At 61.0% G+C, this 16064-nt stretch carries 19 protein-coding genes and 1 pseudogene; 12 read left to right on the forward strand and 8 right to left on the reverse strand.

From position 1 onward, the window contains the following. The first annotated feature begins 7 nt into the window (after positions 1 to 7). The 3 genes from hisG to hisC all read left to right on the forward strand — a co-directional run bounded on the left by hisG (position 8) and on the right by hisC (position 3142). A complete protein-coding gene (hisG, locus tag QRN41_RS01045) occupies positions 8 to 643 on the forward strand; it encodes an ATP phosphoribosyltransferase (RefSeq protein ID WP_010213102.1) in 636 nt (211 codons plus the stop codon). Positions 644 to 769: 126 nt separating this feature from the next. Continuing rightward, complete coding sequence (gene hisD, locus QRN41_RS01050; protein ID WP_167417296.1) at positions 770 to 2086, forward strand: histidinol dehydrogenase; 1317 nt, start codon at positions 770 to 772, stop codon at positions 2084 to 2086. Between the two features lie 3 nt (positions 2087 to 2089). Beyond that, positions 2090 to 3142: a histidinol-phosphate transaminase gene (hisC, locus tag QRN41_RS01055; protein ID WP_034136995.1), complete on the forward strand. Its 1053-nt coding sequence runs from the start codon at positions 2090 to 2092 to the stop codon at positions 3140 to 3142. Positions 3143 to 3205: 63 nt separating this feature from the next. Here hisC and QRN41_RS01060 read toward each other — a convergent pair whose 3' ends face one another. Both QRN41_RS01060 and upp read right to left on the reverse strand, forming a co-directional pair. Continuing rightward, the gene (locus tag QRN41_RS01060) at positions 3206 to 4480 is read right to left on the reverse strand and encodes a uracil-xanthine permease family protein (RefSeq protein ID WP_167417295.1); all 1275 of its coding nucleotides are present in this window, start codon (positions 4478 to 4480) and stop codon (positions 3206 to 3208) included. 2 nt (positions 4481 to 4482) lie between these two features. Next, positions 4483 to 5121, reverse strand: a complete 639-nt coding sequence (gene upp, locus QRN41_RS01065) for a uracil phosphoribosyltransferase (protein WP_034095929.1) — start codon at positions 5119 to 5121, stop codon at positions 4483 to 4485. A 163-nt stretch (positions 5122 to 5284) separates the two neighbouring features. On the opposite strand from upp, the gene QRN41_RS01070 reads away from it, so the two are divergent. The 4 genes from QRN41_RS01070 to QRN41_RS01085 all read left to right on the forward strand — a co-directional run bounded on the left by QRN41_RS01070 (position 5285) and on the right by QRN41_RS01085 (position 7198). Next, positions 5285 to 5842 carry a hypoxanthine-guanine phosphoribosyltransferase gene (locus QRN41_RS01070; protein WP_012722254.1) on the forward strand — a complete coding sequence of 186 codons (558 nt, stop codon included), beginning with the start codon at positions 5285 to 5287 and terminating at the stop codon, positions 5840 to 5842. 3 nt (positions 5843 to 5845) lie between these two features. Then, positions 5846 to 6313, forward strand: a complete 468-nt coding sequence (locus QRN41_RS01075) for a WbuC family cupin fold metalloprotein (protein ID WP_167417294.1) — start codon at positions 5846 to 5848, stop codon at positions 6311 to 6313. Between the two features lie 35 nt (positions 6314 to 6348). Then, entirely contained in the window at positions 6349 to 6834 is a 486-nt protein-coding gene (locus QRN41_RS01080; protein WP_285421076.1) for a hypothetical protein, read from the forward strand. A 76-nt stretch (positions 6835 to 6910) separates the two neighbouring features. Beyond that, positions 6911 to 7198 carry a PA4642 family protein gene (locus QRN41_RS01085; RefSeq protein WP_017845962.1) on the forward strand — a complete coding sequence of 96 codons (288 nt, stop codon included), beginning with the start codon at positions 6911 to 6913 and terminating at the stop codon, positions 7196 to 7198. Positions 7199 to 7265: 67 nt separating this feature from the next. On the opposite strand, the gene mqo is transcribed toward QRN41_RS01085, so the two are convergent. Together mqo and QRN41_RS01095 are read right to left on the reverse strand one after the other, a co-directional pair. Then, positions 7266 to 8774 (reverse strand): malate dehydrogenase (quinone), encoded by a 1509-nt coding sequence (gene mqo / locus QRN41_RS01090; RefSeq protein ID WP_034136998.1) that lies wholly within the window; start codon positions 8772 to 8774, stop codon positions 7266 to 7268. Positions 8775 to 9500: 726 nt separating this feature from the next. Further along, positions 9501 to 9734, reverse strand: coding sequence for a hypothetical protein (locus tag QRN41_RS01095; RefSeq protein WP_034095933.1), 234 nt, complete (start codon positions 9732 to 9734; stop codon positions 9501 to 9503). 194 nt (positions 9735 to 9928) lie between these two features. Between QRN41_RS01095 and QRN41_RS01100 the strand changes: the two genes are divergently transcribed. Further along, on the forward strand, positions 9929 to 10513 hold the full coding sequence (locus QRN41_RS01100) for a YajG family lipoprotein (RefSeq protein WP_034111785.1): 585 nt from the start codon (positions 9929 to 9931) through the stop codon (positions 10511 to 10513). Positions 10514 to 10567: 54 nt separating this feature from the next. Here QRN41_RS01100 and QRN41_RS01105 read toward each other — a convergent pair whose 3' ends face one another. Then, positions 10568 to 10777 carry a hypothetical protein gene (locus tag QRN41_RS01105; protein WP_034136999.1) on the reverse strand — a complete coding sequence of 70 codons (210 nt, stop codon included), beginning with the start codon at positions 10775 to 10777 and terminating at the stop codon, positions 10568 to 10570. Positions 10778 to 10958: 181 nt separating this feature from the next. On the opposite strand from QRN41_RS01105, the gene QRN41_RS01110 reads away from it, so the two are divergent. Next, a complete protein-coding gene (locus tag QRN41_RS01110) occupies positions 10959 to 11216 on the forward strand; it encodes a hypothetical protein (RefSeq protein ID WP_034137000.1) in 258 nt (85 codons plus the stop codon). Between the two features lie 53 nt (positions 11217 to 11269). Here the strand turns inward: QRN41_RS01110 and QRN41_RS01115 are convergent, their stop codons facing one another. After that, positions 11270 to 12433 carry a 1-acyl-sn-glycerol-3-phosphate acyltransferase gene (locus QRN41_RS01115; RefSeq protein ID WP_173603373.1) on the reverse strand — a complete coding sequence of 388 codons (1164 nt, stop codon included), beginning with the start codon at positions 12431 to 12433 and terminating at the stop codon, positions 11270 to 11272. A 133-nt stretch (positions 12434 to 12566) separates the two neighbouring features. Between QRN41_RS01115 and QRN41_RS01120 the strand changes: the two genes are divergently transcribed. The 3 genes from QRN41_RS01120 to QRN41_RS01130 are packed head-to-tail and all read left to right on the forward strand — an operon-like array spanning position 12567 to position 13678. Continuing rightward, a complete protein-coding gene (locus tag QRN41_RS01120) occupies positions 12567 to 12749 on the forward strand; it encodes a CPXCG motif-containing cysteine-rich protein (RefSeq protein WP_034137002.1) in 183 nt (60 codons plus the stop codon). Between the two features lie 11 nt (positions 12750 to 12760). Then, positions 12761 to 13021 carry a putative signal transducing protein gene (locus tag QRN41_RS01125; protein ID WP_167417291.1) on the forward strand — a complete coding sequence of 87 codons (261 nt, stop codon included), beginning with the start codon at positions 12761 to 12763 and terminating at the stop codon, positions 13019 to 13021. 36 nt (positions 13022 to 13057) lie between these two features. Further along, entirely contained in the window at positions 13058 to 13678 is a 621-nt protein-coding gene (locus QRN41_RS01130; protein WP_034095940.1) for an SOS response-associated peptidase, read from the forward strand. Between the two features lie 15 nt (positions 13679 to 13693). On the opposite strand, the gene QRN41_RS26195 is transcribed toward QRN41_RS01130, so the two are convergent. Continuing rightward, positions 13694 to 14536, reverse strand: a complete 843-nt coding sequence (locus QRN41_RS26195; protein ID WP_425326820.1) for a methyl-accepting chemotaxis protein — start codon at positions 14534 to 14536, stop codon at positions 13694 to 13696. Positions 14537 to 14551: 15 nt separating this feature from the next. Beyond that, positions 14552 to 15832, reverse strand: a pseudogene (locus QRN41_RS26200) (methyl-accepting chemotaxis protein); the annotation flags it as partial. Positions 15833 to 16064 lie beyond the last annotated feature (232 nt).

Raw genomic sequence — 16064 nt, forward strand, 5'->3', positions numbered from 1 at the left:
GTTTCCCATGTTGACCATCGCACTGTCCAAGGGCCGTATCCTTGACGACACTTTGCCGCTTCTGGCTGAAGCGGGCATCGTGCCGACCGAGAATCCGGACAAGAGCCGCAAGCTGATCATCCCCACGACCCAGGACGACGTTCGTCTGTTGATCGTGCGGGCTACTGACGTGCCGACCTACGTTGAGCATGGCGCGGCCGACCTCGGCGTCGCCGGCAAGGACGTGCTGATGGAATATGGTGGTCAGGGCCTGTATGAGCCGCTGGACCTGCGCATTGCCTTGTGCAAGCTGATGACCGCCGGTCGCGTCGGTGACGTTGAACCCAAGGGCCGGCTGCGCGTGGCCACCAAGTTCGTCAACGTCGCCAAGCGCTACTACGCCGAACAAGGCCGTCAGGTCGATATCATCAAGCTCTACGGCTCGATGGAGCTGGCGCCGCTGATCGGCCTGGCCGACAAGATCATCGACGTAGTCGATACCGGCAATACCCTGCGTGCCAACGGTCTCGAACCACAGGAATTTATCGCTGACATCAGCTCCCGCCTGATCGTCAACAAGGCATCGATGAAGATGCAGCACGCCCGTATCCAGGCGTTGATCGATACCCTGCGCAAGGCAGTGGAGTCTCGACACCGCGGTTGACCCACCCGCGCGGCCTTAGGCTGCGCCCGTCTATCCGCCTCATAGCCAGAATTCTCAGGTGCCCAAGCGGAGCGAACGGTAGTTTAGGGCGCCTGAGTTTTTTGCCAATCCTATGAGGCCCTCGCTATGACCACGTCCACTGCAATTGCCCGACTCAACGCTGCCGATCCGGATTTCGCCCATCATCTGGATCATCTGCTGAGCTGGGAAAGCGTGTCCGACGATTCGGTCAACCAGCGGGTGCTCCACATCATCAAGGCGGTGCGCGAGCGTGGCGACGCGGCACTGGTGGACTTCACCCGACAGTTCGACGGTCTGGACGTCCAGTCCATGTCCGATCTGATCCTGCCTCGCGAACGCCTGGAGCTGGCCCTGACCCGCATCACCGCCCCCCAGCGCGAAGCCTTGGAAGTGGCGGCGGCAAGGGTGCGCAGTTACCACGAAAAACAGAAGCAGGATTCCTGGAGCTACACCGAAGCCGATGGCACGGTGCTGGGCCAGAAGGTCACGCCGCTGGACCGTGCAGGCCTGTACGTGCCGGGCGGCAAAGCGTCGTACCCGTCGTCGGTCCTGATGAATGCGATCCCGGCCAAAGTTGCCGGCGTGGCTGAAGTGGTCATGGTGGTGCCGACCCCGCGCGGTGAAATCAACGAATTGGTGCTGGCCGCCGCGTGCATCGCCGGTGTCGACCGCGTCTTCACCATCGGTGGCGCCCAGGCCGTGGCGGCCCTGGCCTATGGCACCGAGAGCGTGCCAAAGGTCGACAAGGTGGTCGGCCCCGGCAATATCTACGTGGCTACCGCCAAGCGCCACGTCTTTGGCCAGGTCGGTATCGACATGATCGCCGGCCCGTCGGAGATCCTGGTGGTGTGCGACGGCCAGACCGATCCGGACTGGATCGCCATGGATTTGTTCTCCCAAGCCGAGCATGACGAAGACGCTCAGGCGATCCTGGTCAGCCCGGATGCCGAGTTCCTCGATAAGGTCGCGGCCAGCATCGATAAGCTGCTGCCGACCATGGAGCGCGCCGAGATCATCGAGAAGTCGATCAATGGCCGCGGTGCGTTGATCCTGGTGCGTGATATGGAGCAAGCCATCGAAGTGGCCAACCGCATCGCGCCCGAGCACTTGGAGCTGTCCGTGGCTGACCCACAGGCCTGGCTGCCGTCGATTCGCCACGCCGGTGCGATCTTCATGGGGCGCCACACCAGCGAAGCCCTGGGCGACTACTGCGCCGGCCCCAACCACGTACTGCCCACCTCCGGCACCGCGCGCTTCTCGTCGCCGCTGGGGGTGTATGACTTCCAGAAGCGATCTTCGATCATCTTCTGCTCGCCACAGGGCGCGTCCGAACTGGGCAAGACCGCTTCGGTGCTGGCCCGTGGTGAATCGCTGAGCGCCCACGCGCGCAGCGCCGAATATCGCATCGCCAAGGGAGAGTAAGACATGAGCAAATTCTGGAGCCCTTTCGTCAAGAACCTCGTGCCTTACGTGCCCGGCGAGCAGCCGAAAATGACCAAACTGGTCAAACTCAACACCAACGAGAATCCCTACGGTCCATCGCCCAAGGCATTGGCTGCGATGCAAGCCGAGTTGAACGACAACTTGCGCCTGTATCCGGACCCCAACAGCGACCTGCTCAAGCAGGCGGTGGCCACGTATTACGGGATCGACGCCAGCAAAGTATTCCTCGGCAACGGTTCCGACGAGGTGCTGGCGCACATTTTCCACGGCCTGTTCCAGCACGAGCTGCCGCTGCTGTTTCCGGATATCAGCTACAGCTTCTACCCGGTCTACTGCGGCCTCTACGGCATCCAGTCTGCGCCGGTGCCATTGGACGAGCAGTTCCAGATCCGCGTGGAAGACTACGCCAAGCCTAACGGCGGGATCATTTTTCCCAACCCTAACGCGCCAACCGGCTGCGTCCTGGCGCTGGACGCCGTGGAACAGATCCTCAAGGCCAGCCCGGATTCGGTGGTGGTGGTCGATGAAGCCTATATCGACTTCGGCGGCGAAACCGCCATCAGCCTGGTGGACCGCTACCCGAACCTGCTGGTGACCCAGACCCTGTCCAAATCGCGCTCACTGGCCGGTTTGCGCGTGGGCCTGGCGGTGGGCCACCCGGACTTGATCGAGGCGCTGGAGCGGGTCAAGAACAGCTTCAACTCCTACCCCCTGGATCGCCTGGCGATTGTCGGCGCGGCGGCCGCATTCGAGGACCGTGAATACTTCGAGAAGACCTGCCGACAGGTGATCGACAGCCGCAACCAGTTGGTCGCGCAGTTGGAAGATAAGGGTTTTGAGGTGTTGCCGTCGGCGGCCAACTTTATCTTTGCCCGCCACCCACGGCACGACGCGGCTGGTCTGGCGGCGAAGTTGCGCGAGCAAGGCGTGATCGTGCGGCACTTCAAGCAGGAGCGGATTGCCCAGTTCCTGCGGATCAGCATTGGTACGCCGGAGCAGAATCAGGCGTTGATCGATGGCTTGGGCGACCTCTAACACTCAGTGAAATCAAATGTGGGAGGGGGCAACCCCCTCCCACATTAGCTGGTGCTTTGGCAGTCAGATCAATGGCTCATCTGGCTTCTTGTTCTTCCAGCTATCATTGCCCGGCAGCAGCAGGTTCAACCCGATCGCTACCACGGCGCACAGGGCGATGCCCTTGAGACCGAAATCATCCGGGCCGGTGCCGGTTCCCACCAGCACGCCGCCAATGCCGAACACCAAGGTCACCGACACAATCACCAGATTGCGCGCTTCGCCCAGGTCGATCTTATGGCGAATCAACGTGTTCATCCCCACAGCAGCAATCGAACCGAACAACAGGCATAGAATTCCGCCCATCACCGGCACTGGAATGCTTTGCAGCAGCGCGCCGAATTTGCCGATAAACGCCAGGCTGATGGCAAAGATAGCCGCCCAGGTCATGATTTTCGGGTTGTAGTTCTTGGTCAGCATCACCGCGCCAGTCACTTCGGCGTAAGTGGTGTTCGGCGGGCCGCCAAACAGGCCGGCGGCCGTGGTAGCGATGCCGTCACCCAGCAAGGTGCGATGCAGGCCAGGTTTTTTCAGGTAGTCGCGCCCGGTCACGCTGCCCACCGCAATCACACCACCGATGTGTTCGATCGCCGGGGCCAGGGCCACCGGGACGATAAACAGGATCGCCTGCCAGTTGAATTCCGGCGCGGTGAAGTGGGGCAGGGCGAACCACGGAGCGGCCGCGATCTTGGCCGTGTCGACCACTCCAAAGTAGAACGACATGGCAAAGCCCACCAGCACGCCGGAGATAATCGGCACCAGGCGGAAAATGCCTTTGCCGAATACCGCCACGATCAGCGTGGTCAGCAGCGCCGGCATCGAGATCATCATCGCCGTCTGGTAATGAATCAGCTCGGCACCGTCGCCGGACTTGCCCATGGCCATGTTGGCGGCAATTGGCGCCATGGCCAGGCCGATGGAAATGATCACCGGGCCTATCACCACCGGCGGCAGCAAGCGGTCGATAAAGCCGGTGCCCTTGATCTTCACCGCCAGGCCCAGGAACGTATAAACGAAACCGGCCGCCATCACGCCGCCCATGGTCGCCGCGAGGCCGAACTGGCCCTTGGCGAGGATGATCGGGGTGATGAAGGCGAAGCTCGAAGCCAGGAATACCGGCACCTGACGCCCGGTCACCACTTGGAACAGCAAGGTGCCTAGACCTGCGGTGAACAGCGCAACGTTTGGATCAAGACCTGTGATCAGCGGCATCAACACCAGCGCGCCAAATGCCACGAAGAGCATTTGTGCGCCAGACAGGATCTGGCGCCAAAGCGGGTCGTTGAATTCATCCTGCATGCTCACGCGTCCTTCTGCTTGGTGCCGAAGATCTTGTCACCGGCATCGCCCAGGCCTGGGATGATGTAGCCGTGTTCGTTCAAGCGTTCATCGATGGAGGCGGTGTAGATCTGCACGTCCGGGTGGGCGCTCTCGACGGCGGCGATGCCCTCCGGCGCGGCTACCAGCACCATGGCGCGGATGTCCTTGCACCCGGCCTTCTTCAGCAGGTCGATGGTGGCGACCATGGAGCTGCCGGTGGCGAGCATCGGGTCGATGATCATTGCCAGGCGCTCGTCGATTTCCGGAACGAGTTTTTCCAGGTAAGTGTGGGCTTGCAGTGTCTCTTCATTACGGGCCACGCCCACGGCGCTGACCTTGGCGCCCGGGATCAGGCTGAGTACGCCTTCGAGCATGCCAATGCCGGCGCGCAGGATCGGCACCACGGTGATTTTCTTACCGGCGATTTTCTCGACCTGGACAGGACCGGCCCAACCGGGAATCTCATAATTCTCCAGGGGTAAATCCTTGGTGGCTTCGTATGTGAGCAGCGCTCCGACTTCCTGAGCAAGCTCACGGAAGTTCTTCGTGCTGATGTCGGCGCGGCGCATAAGGCCGAGTTTGTGTCGGATCAGCGGGTGGCGGATCTCGCGAGTGGGCATGGGAAAGGCTCCGGCGGCGGGCAAAAAAACCGGCCTAGATTAATCTATCCGAGGGTGTTGTCCTATAGACATGTAGCACGTTAGTCCATAAAGGCTTGCCCGGAGCGCATGAGAAGCGTACCTTCGCCCGCTTTTCTTGCCACAGCACCCCTTGGAGAGCGCCATGTCCGCTGATCTCGAGCATATCCGTCAAATCATGCGCGAGGCTGACTGCCTGTACACCGAAGCGCAAGTCGAAGAAGCGATCGCCAAGGTCGGCGCCCACATCACTCGCGAAATGGCCGATACCAACCCGGTGGTGTTCTGTGTGATGAACGGTGGTCTGATCTTCGCCGGCAAATTATTGACTCACCTGCAATTCCCGCTGGAAGCGTCTTACCTGCACGCCACCCGCTATCGCAATGAAACCAGCGGCGGCGACCTGTTCTGGAAGGCCAAGCCGGAAGTCTCGTTTATTGACCGTGACGTGCTGATCATCGACGACATCCTCGATGAAGGTCACACCCTGGGCGCAATCATCGACTTCTGCAAACACGCCGGCGCACGCAAAGTGCACACTGCCGTGCTGATCGACAAAGACCACGACCGCAAGGCTCGCCCTGAGCTGAAAGCCGATTTCGTCGGTCTGCCGTGCATCGACCGTTACATCTTCGGTTACGGCATGGATTACAAGGGTTACTGGCGCAACGCCAATGGCATCTACGCCGTCAAAGGGATGTGATACGTGGCGCGCTTTCTGGATCAGACACTGTTTACCGAGCTGGCCGAGAAAGCGAACGCCAGCACCCGTGGGCGGCATCATCACAATTTCCATGCGATGGACGAGCCGTGTCATCGCATGGCAGTGGGCCTGCAACCGAGCACCTACGTGCCCCCTCATCGCCACCTCAGTGCGGACAAGGCCGAAACCTTGCTCGTGCTCAAGGGCCGTCTGGGCCTGCTGGTGTTCAATGACCGCGGCGAGGTAATCGCCAAGCGCGTGATGCAGGCTGGCGGCGAGTGCGCCGGCGTCGATCTGCCGCCGGGCGTGTTCCATGGCCTGGTGGTGCTGCAGCCCGATACGGTGATGTTCGAATGCAAGGCAGGGCCTTATCGGCCGGTTGGCGAGGGCGAACTGGCCGAGTGGGCACCGCGCGAAGGCGACGCCGGCGTGGCGGCGTATCAACGCTGGATGCTAGCGCAGTTCGATTGAGCTACAGTGCTGGGCCCCTTGCCGTGGAGTGGCTCATGAGCCGGTTGATACGCAGTTGCGCCATGCTGGCGTTGTTCTTCAGTTTGCCCTTGGCCGCAGCGCCCGCGCCGATGCACGGCCAATTCCTGCCGCCGGATGACCTTGCCCTGCGTGCCGAAGCTCCTGATCAGCAGCAATTGCTGCAGGTCACCGAGTACGCGGTGGTGGTGGGCAATCAGCGTCAGTCCAATCAACAGCCGATCCCGGTTACGTCACCGCTGATGATCCGCCTCAAGGGCAAGCCCCTGAACAAAGGCGCGACCATCGCCCAAGTGATGCTCAACTTCGATGCCGAAAGCAAAAGCCTGAAAAAGCCGGTATTCGACGAGAAAACCCGCACGCTGACCTTGTCGTACCCGGTGGCTCAATACCGTGTAATCGTCGATCTGCTGCGCAATGACACTTTGTATGTGCAGTTCCTCAGTTATGCCAACGGTCATATCTGGGCGGATTTGCATACCGGCACGCTCAAGTCCAGATAGGCCGGCGCCTACACAAGCCCGTGCCCCGCAGGTAGACTTCAAGCCCCGTGTAAATGTCTGCAGGCTGGAGTCGGTAATGCGTAAAGATAAGAAACAGGTGATTGGCGACGAGATCGGCGACGATCAGATCAAGTTGTTCCTGGACTTCGAGCCAGTCGACGCGACTTCACCGTCCCTGCACAAACTGATCAAGGCTTACCGTGGCCTGCGCATCGACGACTTCGAGCGCTTCCTGGGCTTTTTCAAGGCCGCCGGCTTGGACCTGGATGGCAAGGATGAGCACGGCCAGACCTTCGTCGACCTGATCAAAGACCAGCGTAACGCCGCCGAATACATCGAGCTGATCGACAACGCCCGCGGCTGATTATTCCAGGCAAAAAAACGCCCCGTTCTCCTCGTGAGAGCGGGGCGTTTTTTATTGCAGCAAGGCCTTAGGCGAAGCTCTCGGCCTCGTTGTTCTGCTCAACCAATTGCAGGCTGATGTTGTTCTGGGCGTTGATCTTGCGATACAGCTCGGCATCGGTCTCCAGCACTTTTTCCCGCGCCGGGAAGATTTCATGCAGCTTAGCCGCCCACTCCCCACTGGCCTTGTCCGGGAAGCAGCGCTCGATCAGTTCCAGCATGATCGAGACGGTCACCGAAGCGCCTGGCGAGGCGCCCAGCAGGGCCGCCAGCGACCCGTCCTTGGCTGCGACCAGCTCGGTACCGAATTGCAGCACGCCGCCTTTCTTCGGGTCTTTCTTGATGATCTGCACCCGCTGACCGGCCACTTCCAGGCGCCAGTCCTCTGCTTTCGCTTCCGGGTAGAAGCGGCGCAGGGATTCCAGGCGCTGTTCCATGGACTGCATCACTTCGCTGACCAGGTACTTGGTCAGGTCCATGTTGTCGCGAGCCACGGCAAGCATCGGGCCGATGTTGCCGGCGCGAACCGACAGCGGCAGGTCGAGGAACGAACCGTGCTTGAGGAACTTGGTGGTGAACCCGGCATAAGGCCCGAACAGCAGAGATTTCTTGCCATCTACCACGCGGGTATCCAGGTGCGGCACCGACATTGGCGGCGAACCCACGGCGGCCTGGCTGTAGACCTTGGCCTGGTGATGCTTGACCACTTCAGGGTTATCGCAGCGCAGCCACTGGCCACTGACCGGGAAACCGCCGAAACCTTTGCTTTCTTCGATGCCCGAGGCTTGCAACAGCGGCAGGGCCGCGCCGCCGGCACCAAGGAACACGAACTTGGCATCCACTTCACGGCTGTTGCCGCTGTTGACGTCCTTGATGCTCACGGTCCAGCCGGCGCCGTTGCGCTTGAGGCCGGTGACGCGCTTGCAATACTTGACCTGGGCGTCGGCCGAGCTGGTCAGGTGGTTGAGCAGTTGATTGGTCAGGGCGCCAAAGTTGACGTCGGTGCCGTTCATGACACGGGTGGCGGCGATTTTTTCGTCGAGCGGGCGGCCCGGCATCATCAGTGGCATCCATTCGGCCATCTCGCTGCGGTCTTCGGTGTAGTGCATGTCCGAAAACGCGTGGTGCTGGCTCAGGGTCTCAAAGCGCTTCTTGAGGAACTCCACGCCTTTGTCGCCTTGCACGAAGCTCAGGTGCGGTACAGGGCTGATGAAGGATCTGGACGAGCCAAAGGTGCCCTTTTTGGTCAAGTACGCCCAGAACTGCTTCGACACCTCAAACTGGGTGTTGATGTGCACGGCTTTCTTGATGTCGATGGAGCCATCGGCGGCCTGAGGTGTGTAATTCAGCTCACACAGGCCGGCGTGACCGGTACCGGCGTTGTTCCATGGGTTGGAACTTTCCGCGGCACCCGAGTCCATCAGCTCAACGACTTCCAGCTTGAGGCCGGGGTCGAGCTCTTTGAGTAGTACGGCCAGGGTGGCACTCATGATGCCGGCCCCTACCAGTACTACATCGACTGCTTCGTTATGCGCCATTTAACGCGTCTCCAAAATCTGCAGCACCAAATTGACGGCATGGCTGCCAGGAGTGACGGGGCGGTTCACGTATTGCCCCAGGTTACCCATGGCCAGGATCGCCATGTCCGTTTCGCAATTCTTTGCAACTCAGCACACGCTTGCTGCCTGGCCTGATCTGCCTATGAACGCATTCATGGGCGGCTGTGGCAATTCGACTTATGGTCAAAGCGTGCGATGCGTGCAATCAATCCGTAGCGGACAGGCTCAAGCTCCAGTGGTTGATGAGTGCTCGGTCCTGTGCGGTTGGGCTGTTCCAGACGCTGATGGTGCTTGTACAAACGCCAAACTATTCATTTGCTCGCCACACTCTTGTGAAGTTGTGAAAACCCGTTTTTTCACGCTCTTTTGAAGACGTGAACCTCAAAAAAGGGCTGCCCCAGCCTGGCACCTGGCCCGTAAACCTCTGCCGATAGGCAGCAAAACGGGCAAACAACTCAAGTGGCCGAGCGCAATGGCAGCTCTGGCAGATTCGGTAAAGGCGGGTGGTTTGCAAAGGAACAGCAAGCGCGCCGGCTTCACTCGATCTGTGTGGGCGGCTCTCTGTGGGCGATTCTTGGGGGTTAATACCGAGGCATTAACGATGCTGCGAGGCCCGATCAGGAGACGTCCTTATAATCGGGGGGAGATTGTAGCGAAGAACGTCAGGGAAATGGGCGTGTTTTATGACTTTTATTAGGCGTTTGGTCAGGCGGCCAACACTGGGTGGCGCGATGACCGTGTCGCGCGTGGGCTGACACGGGCCCGGGCCGGCAGCGGTCGATGCATCCAGCTCAGGCGGATTTCTTCGATTTCCACCCAGCCTTGGCCCACCGGCGGCTGGCTGCATTCTTTGAAGGCTTGGCAGCGGCCCTGGGAATCGAGCAAGGCAAACTGACGAAGCGCGGGCTTGCGAGTAAACAACGACCAGAGATATTGCATGGCGATCAACCTCCTGTGAATGAGGCCAAGCATGCCGATGCGGGATGACGCGGCGATGTATCGGCTGTGACACATCGGTGACAGCGAACCGCGCACAGTGCCGTGAGTCATAGGTTGTAACTGATGCTGGTTCCCTGGGATGACGCCCCGTTATACTGCCGGCCTGTCGGTACCTGATTTCTGGAGAGAAGCGCATGTTGCAACGCCTGTTGTTCGGTTTGATCACTGTGACCACGTTGTCCCTGGTTGGCTGCGCCAACAGCCCGCAACAACTCAGCCCGCAACCGAAACTCACCACGCAGTTGGCCCCGGTGGGTCATGGTCAGCCGGTGTCGGTGCGGGTGGTGGATGGCCGTCCCTCGCCGACCTTGGGTTCCCGTGGGGGCCTGTATCCGGAGACTGCGCTGATTTCGGTCAACGCCCAGGATGTGCTGCCCAAGCTGCAGGCCCAAGCCGAGGCGGCCGTGCGTCTGCTGGGCTTTACCCCCTCCAACTCGCCGGGCGTGCCGCAGTTGACGGTCACCCTGGCTGAGCTGAAATACCAGTCGCCCAAGGAAGGTTTGTATGTGACCGAGGCGTCCATCGGCGCGACCTTCAAGTCCGACGTCAACGCCGGCACCCGTCGCTACAGCGGCCGCTACGCCGCATCCCTGAACCAGCGCTTTGGCATGTCGCCGAACCAGGAGACCAACACCAAGCTGGTCAGCGACGTCCTGAGCGATGCCTTGACCCGTCTGTTCAAGGACCCGAGCATCGGCCAGTTGCTCAGCTCGCAATAAGCGCACCACAAAAAACCGGGCTCGCAAGGGCCCGGTTTTTTTACGTCTCCGGTTTCATGCCGCCGTATCGATACAGAAGTCCAGCAGGCTGATCCCGGTCAGCAGATCGGTTTCCGGCAAGTCCGCATGGGGATGCCCGCCCAGGGCGCAGTACACCAGCCAATGGCGGTCTTGAACGTTGAACGCCAAGCCGTCGATCAGCGCCTCCTGTTCATCGCTTTGAGCGATCAGATACAGCCGATCCTGGTTTTGTGCATGCAGCATGACAAGCTCCCGAACGTCCGAAGGGCCACAGAGTGGACTGTTAAGGTGACGTTCAGGTGACGCCGTAAATTACTGGATAGATTAGCCGTCCATGGGGTGGGACCGTTCACGCGCGGCAGGGGAGGTGCGCGTGCGGTTGTATCCAAACTGTTACCCAGGCACCGTTTTACCGAGGTTTGCGATGGCACTGCCCGCACTATTGATTAACACTGTCGCGCTGGCAATTGCCTGCCCAGGCGCCGCGCTGCTGTATGTCACCCGCCTGCGCGAGCAGCGCGCCTTGACCAAGCTCGCCGCTCAAAGCGAAGAACGCGCAATCGATCAGCCGATGCTGTTTCTGGATGTGCGCCTTGTACGGGCGCATCGTGTGGCTTATCGCATCGGGTTCGCCTGTCTGGGGCTGGCACTGCTGACCTCGTGGGTCAGCACTCACCTTTAAAACACCGCAAAACAACCGTGGGAGGTGCAGGCCGCCCATTTTTTGCCCGATGTTTACAGCGGGATTCCAGCCTTGACCCGATACTGATTGCGCACCGGCGTTGCATATTGCACCACCAGGAATGGCCGGTGTTCCGCCGGGCATTCGCTTAAGCGCCGCTCCCACTCGGCCTTCGCCTTGGCCAACTCATCGGCGGGGAACAGCTCCTCGGCCTTGGGCACCTGCAATTGCGGGTCGGCGTCACTCCATTGGGCATAAGCCAGGTAGTGCACCGGAAACAAACGGTAGCCGCCGAGAATCTGCCGGTCCATTTCCACCGCCAGCACCTTGGTGTCTTCGAAGCGCTCGGTAATCGGCGGGGCGAAGTTGATATGCACCCGGCCCTTGTAGCCGGTGATGCCCAGGGCAATGCTCACGTCGTCCTCGCCCGGTGCCTTGGTGTAGGTGCCGGTGGTGGCGCGGATATACAGTTCGCGCGCTTTGGCCGCATCGCAGGGGTCGTATTCGTAGCTGATGGACACCGGCGTCAGGTTTAGCGACTGGATCACTTCGGCGAACGGTTCGTCCTTGCGGCTGACGTGGAACATCTTGAGGATCGCCGATTCGGTGCGATCGTCGCCGTCCTTGGCGCGGCCTTCGGCCTGGGCGATCCAGATCGATTGGCCGTCATTGAGGATCGAATGGTTGATGTAGGCCGACAGCAGGTTGAACGCCGCCATCTTTTCCTTCCGCCCGGTGATCGAGCGGTGCACGATGAAGCTCTTGTTCAGGCGCATCAGGTCGCTGACGAACGGCTTTTGCAGCAGGTTGTCGCCGATGGCGATGCGCGGCGTCGGCAGGCCGGCGTGGTACACGGCGTAGTTGACGAAGGCCGGGTCCATCACAATATCGCGATGGTTGGCCAGAAACAGGTAGGCGGTGCCCGATTTGAGCTGCTCGACCCCGGTGTAGGTGACGCCGTCGGTCGCCCGGTCGATGGTGTGGTCGACGTAATACTCGACTTTGTCCTGCAGCGTCGCCACGGTGGTGACGCCGGCGAATTCGCGGCGCAATTTGCGGGCGATCATGGGCTTGAGCAGCCAGCCAAGGGTGCCGGCGAAGCGGGGGAAGCGGAAGTGGGTCAGGATGTCCAGAAAGGCCTTGTCACTGAACAGCCGCGCCAGCACCGCCGGGACTTCGCTGTCGTTGTAAGGTCGGATGGTATCGAATTCGCCCATCATGCTCTCTTGTTAGAAACGGCTAGGGTAAGTAGAAGAAATACCAGGGTACGGCCCGAGTCATTGGCTCAGCCGGGGTATAACCCTGTAAATAGACCGGCGATTATACGCACAAGTCACCTGGGAGACTGCGATGCTGGAAACTGCGCTGTACGATTGTCCTTATTGTGGCGAGTCGGTTGAAACATCGGTGGATTTGTCTGGCGGTGACCAGATTTACATTGAAGACTGCCAGGTGTGTTGCAGACCGATCATTTTCAATCTGCAGGTGCATGGCGACGAGTGGATGCTCGACACCCGCAGCGAGAACGAATAACAGGTACGCCTATGCAGCGAGTCTACGAACCGGAAAACCTGATGGAAGGCGAGCTGCTGCAGCAGATGCTCGCCAGCGAGGGTATCGAGGCGCACCTGATGGGCCGCCATTTGCTCGGCGGCACCGGCGAATTGCCGATCTTCGGCCTGCTTGGCCTGGAAGTGGACAACGACCGCGCACTCGACGCCCGCGAGCTGATCACTGCCTATGTCGGCGCGCAACCGCTGCCCGGCGATGAACCCGACAGCTTCCCCGACGTGCTGGTCTGTTAGGCTGTCGGCCGGTTTATCCAAGAGTCGTGTTGCCCCATGTGTGGACGTTATGCCCTGTTTCGCTGGAACCCCACCTTCGCGGCCTTGCCGGGCTTTCCGGCCGATCAGCAGGCGCAGTGGAACATTTCGCCGAACGATTCGGTGCTGATCCAGCGCCTGGAAGGCGAGCAGCTCACCCTGGCCCGCGCTCGCTGGGGGCTGACGCCGCCCTGGCTCACCGACCTGTCCCGCACCCCGGCCCATGCCCGCGCCGAAACCCTGGCCGAGCAACCGATGTTTCGCGAAGCGTTTCGCCAGCGCCGCTGCCTTTTGCCAGCCAACGGTTTCTACGAATGGCGCGGAACCCAGCGCAAACGCCCGTACTGGCTGACGCCGGGGGAGGGCTCCTCGTTGTTTTTTGCCGCAATCTGGGAAGCCTACCCCGTGCAGGAACAGGTGTGGCTGAGCACGGCGGTGGTGACGCAGGCCGCGCAAAGTCAGCGTCGGCCGTTGATCCTGGATGCGGCAGGGCAAGCGGCCTGGCTCAACCCCGACACACCGCTGCCGGCGTTGCAGGCATTGCTGGCCAGTGAACCGAGCGCGTTGCGCGAGCGGGTCCTGGCCAACCTGGTCAACGATCCCAAGCTCAATGGGCCGGAGTGCCTGACCCCGGCGTGAGCCTGTCGGCGCGCCCTACACCTTGAACTGATTGATCAGCCGCCGCTGCTGCTCCGCCAGCTTGGTCAAGTCCGCACTGGCCGCGCTGGATTCGTCCGCGCCGCCCGCCACTTCATTGGCCACCTGGCCGATATTAATCACGTTGCGATTGATGTCCTCGGCCACTGCGCTCTGCTCCTCGGCCGCACTGGCAATCTGAGTGTTCATGTCGTTGATCACCGACACTGCCTGAGTAATAGTCTCCAGCGCTTCAGCCGCCTTGGCCGCGTGTTGTACGCTTTCGTCGGTGCGGTTCTGACTTTCTTCCATCACCCGTACCACGTCCCGTGTGCCTTGTTGCAACTGCTGGATCATGGCCTGGATTTCTTCGGTGGCCTGCTGGGTTTTTTGCGCCAGGTTGCGCACTTCGTCGGCGACCACGGCAAACCCGCGACCTTGTTCGCCGGCGCGCGCGGCTTCGATGGCAGCGTTCAGCGCCAGCAGGTTGGTCTGTTCGGCAATCCCGCGAATGGCAGTCAGGATCGCGTTGATGTTTTCACTGTCCTTGGCCAGCGTTTGCACCACCGCCACCGCTTTGCCGATTTCCTCGGCCAGCACACCGATGGAGGCCGAGGTGTCGCGCACAATGCGCATGCCCTGACTCGCGGCCTGATCGGCGTGGCTGGCGGCTTGCGCGGCCTGGGTGGCATTGCGCGCCACGTCCTGGGCAGTGGCGGTCATCTCATGCACGGCAGTGGCGACCTGGTCGATTTCCACCATCTGCTTATGCACGCCCTGGTTGGTGCGGATCGCAATATCGGCGGTGTGCTCCGACGAATCGCTGACCTTCTGCACCGAGCTCACCACCTGGGTAATCATGCCCTGCAATTTGATCAGGAAGGTGTTGAACCCGCTGGCGATTGCGCCCAACTCGTCGGCTCGGTCGCTGGTCAGGCGGCGTGTCAGGTCTCCTTCGCCTTGGGCGATGTCATTGAGCATGGCCACCATCTGTTTGAGCGGGCGGGCGATCCCATGGCCAACCAGCCAGATCACCAGCAGGCCGAGCCCGGCCACCACCAGGCCGGCGATCGCCATGCCGACGGTATCGGTTTTGCGCTGGGCTTGCAGGTCGCTTTGCAGTTTCTGCGAGTCGGCCATCACCGCCGCCAATGGCAATTGCATCATCAAGGTCCAGCGTGCGTCGGTCTGGCCGATGCCGAAGGGCAGGAACAACTCGATATGGCCGTGCTCGCGGTCGATGTTGTAGCGCACTTCGCCGGGTTTGAGCTGCTTGAGGTTGGCCAGTTCGCTGGCGTCGAGCAGGTCGCTGGCCTTTTCGCCGAGTTTGCTGGCGTCTTTGGTGTAGGCCACCAGGCGGCCGTTGCTGGAGATCAGCGCCAGTTCGCCGGCGCCGTTATAGAGCTTCTGGTCGGCACTGGTGAGCATGTCCTGAATGAAGTTCACCGACAGATCGGCCCCCACAATGCCCTGGAACTTGCCATCGACCATGATCGGCTCGATGAACGAGGCCAGCATCACCATGACGTCGCCGACTTTATACGGGGCGGGGTCGATGGCGCAGGGCTTCTGGTTTTCCTTGGAGCACAGGTAGTACTCGCTGGCGCGCACGCCGGTGGAGAGCATTTTCTGGTCGGCCACGTCGGCGAGCTTATCCAGGCCCAGGCTGCCGTCCGCGTTGCGATACCACCACGGGATAAAGCGGCCGTCGGCGCCCATGCCGACGATGGGGCTGTTCACGTAGGCGGCGTCGTTATGATCGATTGCGTTAGGTTCCCAGCCGATGTAGGCGCCGAGGATTTTTGGGTTGCGCACCACACTTTCACGCAGCAGATTGATCAATTGCTCACGGCCGATCTGCAGCGCGGGCTCGCCCTTGGCGTCTTTCATCGCAATCAGGGCGTTGGCGGTGGCCAAACCTTTGGCGGTCACCAGTGGCGCCTCCAGCTCACGCTGGATCTGGGTGGCCTGGGTTTGCGCCAGGGACGTCAGGCGCTGCTCGATGATCTGCTCGAACTGCGCCTGAGTGCGTTGCTGGACCATCTCTTGGGTGCGCGCGCCGGCGAACAACGCGTAGAGCACCAGCACCGCGACCACGGTCAGCACAATGGCCCCGGCCAATGCGGCGACCGAAAACTGAATCGACTTGAATTTCATGAGCACTCCACGCGCAGAAGAGATGGGCTGCCCGTTCTATCGGCCGGGGGCGTGCAGGTCATGAGCGGTGGGCGGGCAAAAGCCGGCCGTTTGTCGCAAACGGGACAGCCGCCGCCGCAGCGGGAGGTGTGAGATGTATCCGAAATTCAGCGGTTACACGTCTGGTGTATCTGGCGTCGATACAGTTGAACGCCTACGATACGCGCCATGTTTTCAGGGCGTCTTTTCAGGG

Source organism: Pseudomonas sp. efr-133-TYG-23, from assembly GCF_030209215.1.
GTDB lineage: Bacteria > Pseudomonadota > Gammaproteobacteria > Pseudomonadales > Pseudomonadaceae > Aquipseudomonas > Aquipseudomonas rhodesiae.

Coding starts and splice junctions, on each gene's coding strand:
- hisG (WP_010213102.1), top strand. CDS start 8: ATGTTGACCATCGCACTGTCCAAGGGCCGTATCCTTGACGACACTTTG.
- hisD (WP_167417296.1), top strand. CDS start 770: ATGACCACGTCCACTGCAATTGCCCGACTCAACGCTGCCGATCCGGAT.
- hisC (WP_034136995.1), top strand. CDS start 2,090: ATGAGCAAATTCTGGAGCCCTTTCGTCAAGAACCTCGTGCCTTACGTG.
- QRN41_RS01060 (WP_167417295.1), bottom strand. CDS start 4,480: ATGCAGGATGAATTCAACGACCCGCTTTGGCGCCAGATCCTGTCTGGC.
- upp (WP_034095929.1), bottom strand. CDS start 5,121: ATGCCCACTCGCGAGATCCGCCACCCGCTGATCCGACACAAACTCGGC.
- QRN41_RS01070 (WP_012722254.1), top strand. CDS start 5,285: ATGTCCGCTGATCTCGAGCATATCCGTCAAATCATGCGCGAGGCTGAC.
- QRN41_RS01080 (WP_285421076.1), top strand. CDS start 6,349: ATGAGCCGGTTGATACGCAGTTGCGCCATGCTGGCGTTGTTCTTCAGT.
- QRN41_RS01085 (WP_017845962.1), top strand. CDS start 6,911: ATGCGTAAAGATAAGAAACAGGTGATTGGCGACGAGATCGGCGACGAT.
- mqo (WP_034136998.1), bottom strand. CDS start 8,774: ATGGCGCATAACGAAGCAGTCGATGTAGTACTGGTAGGGGCCGGCATC.
- QRN41_RS01095 (WP_034095933.1), bottom strand. CDS start 9,734: ATGCAATATCTCTGGTCGTTGTTTACTCGCAAGCCCGCGCTTCGTCAG.
- QRN41_RS01100 (WP_034111785.1), top strand. CDS start 9,929: ATGTTGCAACGCCTGTTGTTCGGTTTGATCACTGTGACCACGTTGTCC.
- QRN41_RS01105 (WP_034136999.1), bottom strand. CDS start 10,777: ATGCTGCATGCACAAAACCAGGATCGGCTGTATCTGATCGCTCAAAGC.
- QRN41_RS01110 (WP_034137000.1), top strand. CDS start 10,959: ATGGCACTGCCCGCACTATTGATTAACACTGTCGCGCTGGCAATTGCC.
- QRN41_RS01115 (WP_173603373.1), bottom strand. CDS start 12,433: ATGGGCGAATTCGATACCATCCGACCTTACAACGACAGCGAAGTCCCG.
- QRN41_RS01120 (WP_034137002.1), top strand. CDS start 12,567: ATGCTGGAAACTGCGCTGTACGATTGTCCTTATTGTGGCGAGTCGGTT.
- QRN41_RS01125 (WP_167417291.1), top strand. CDS start 12,761: ATGCAGCGAGTCTACGAACCGGAAAACCTGATGGAAGGCGAGCTGCTG.
- QRN41_RS01130 (WP_034095940.1), top strand. CDS start 13,058: ATGTGTGGACGTTATGCCCTGTTTCGCTGGAACCCCACCTTCGCGGCC.
- QRN41_RS26195 (WP_425326820.1), bottom strand. CDS start 14,536: ATGATTACCCAGGTGGTGAGCTCGGTGCAGAAGGTCAGCGATTCGTCG.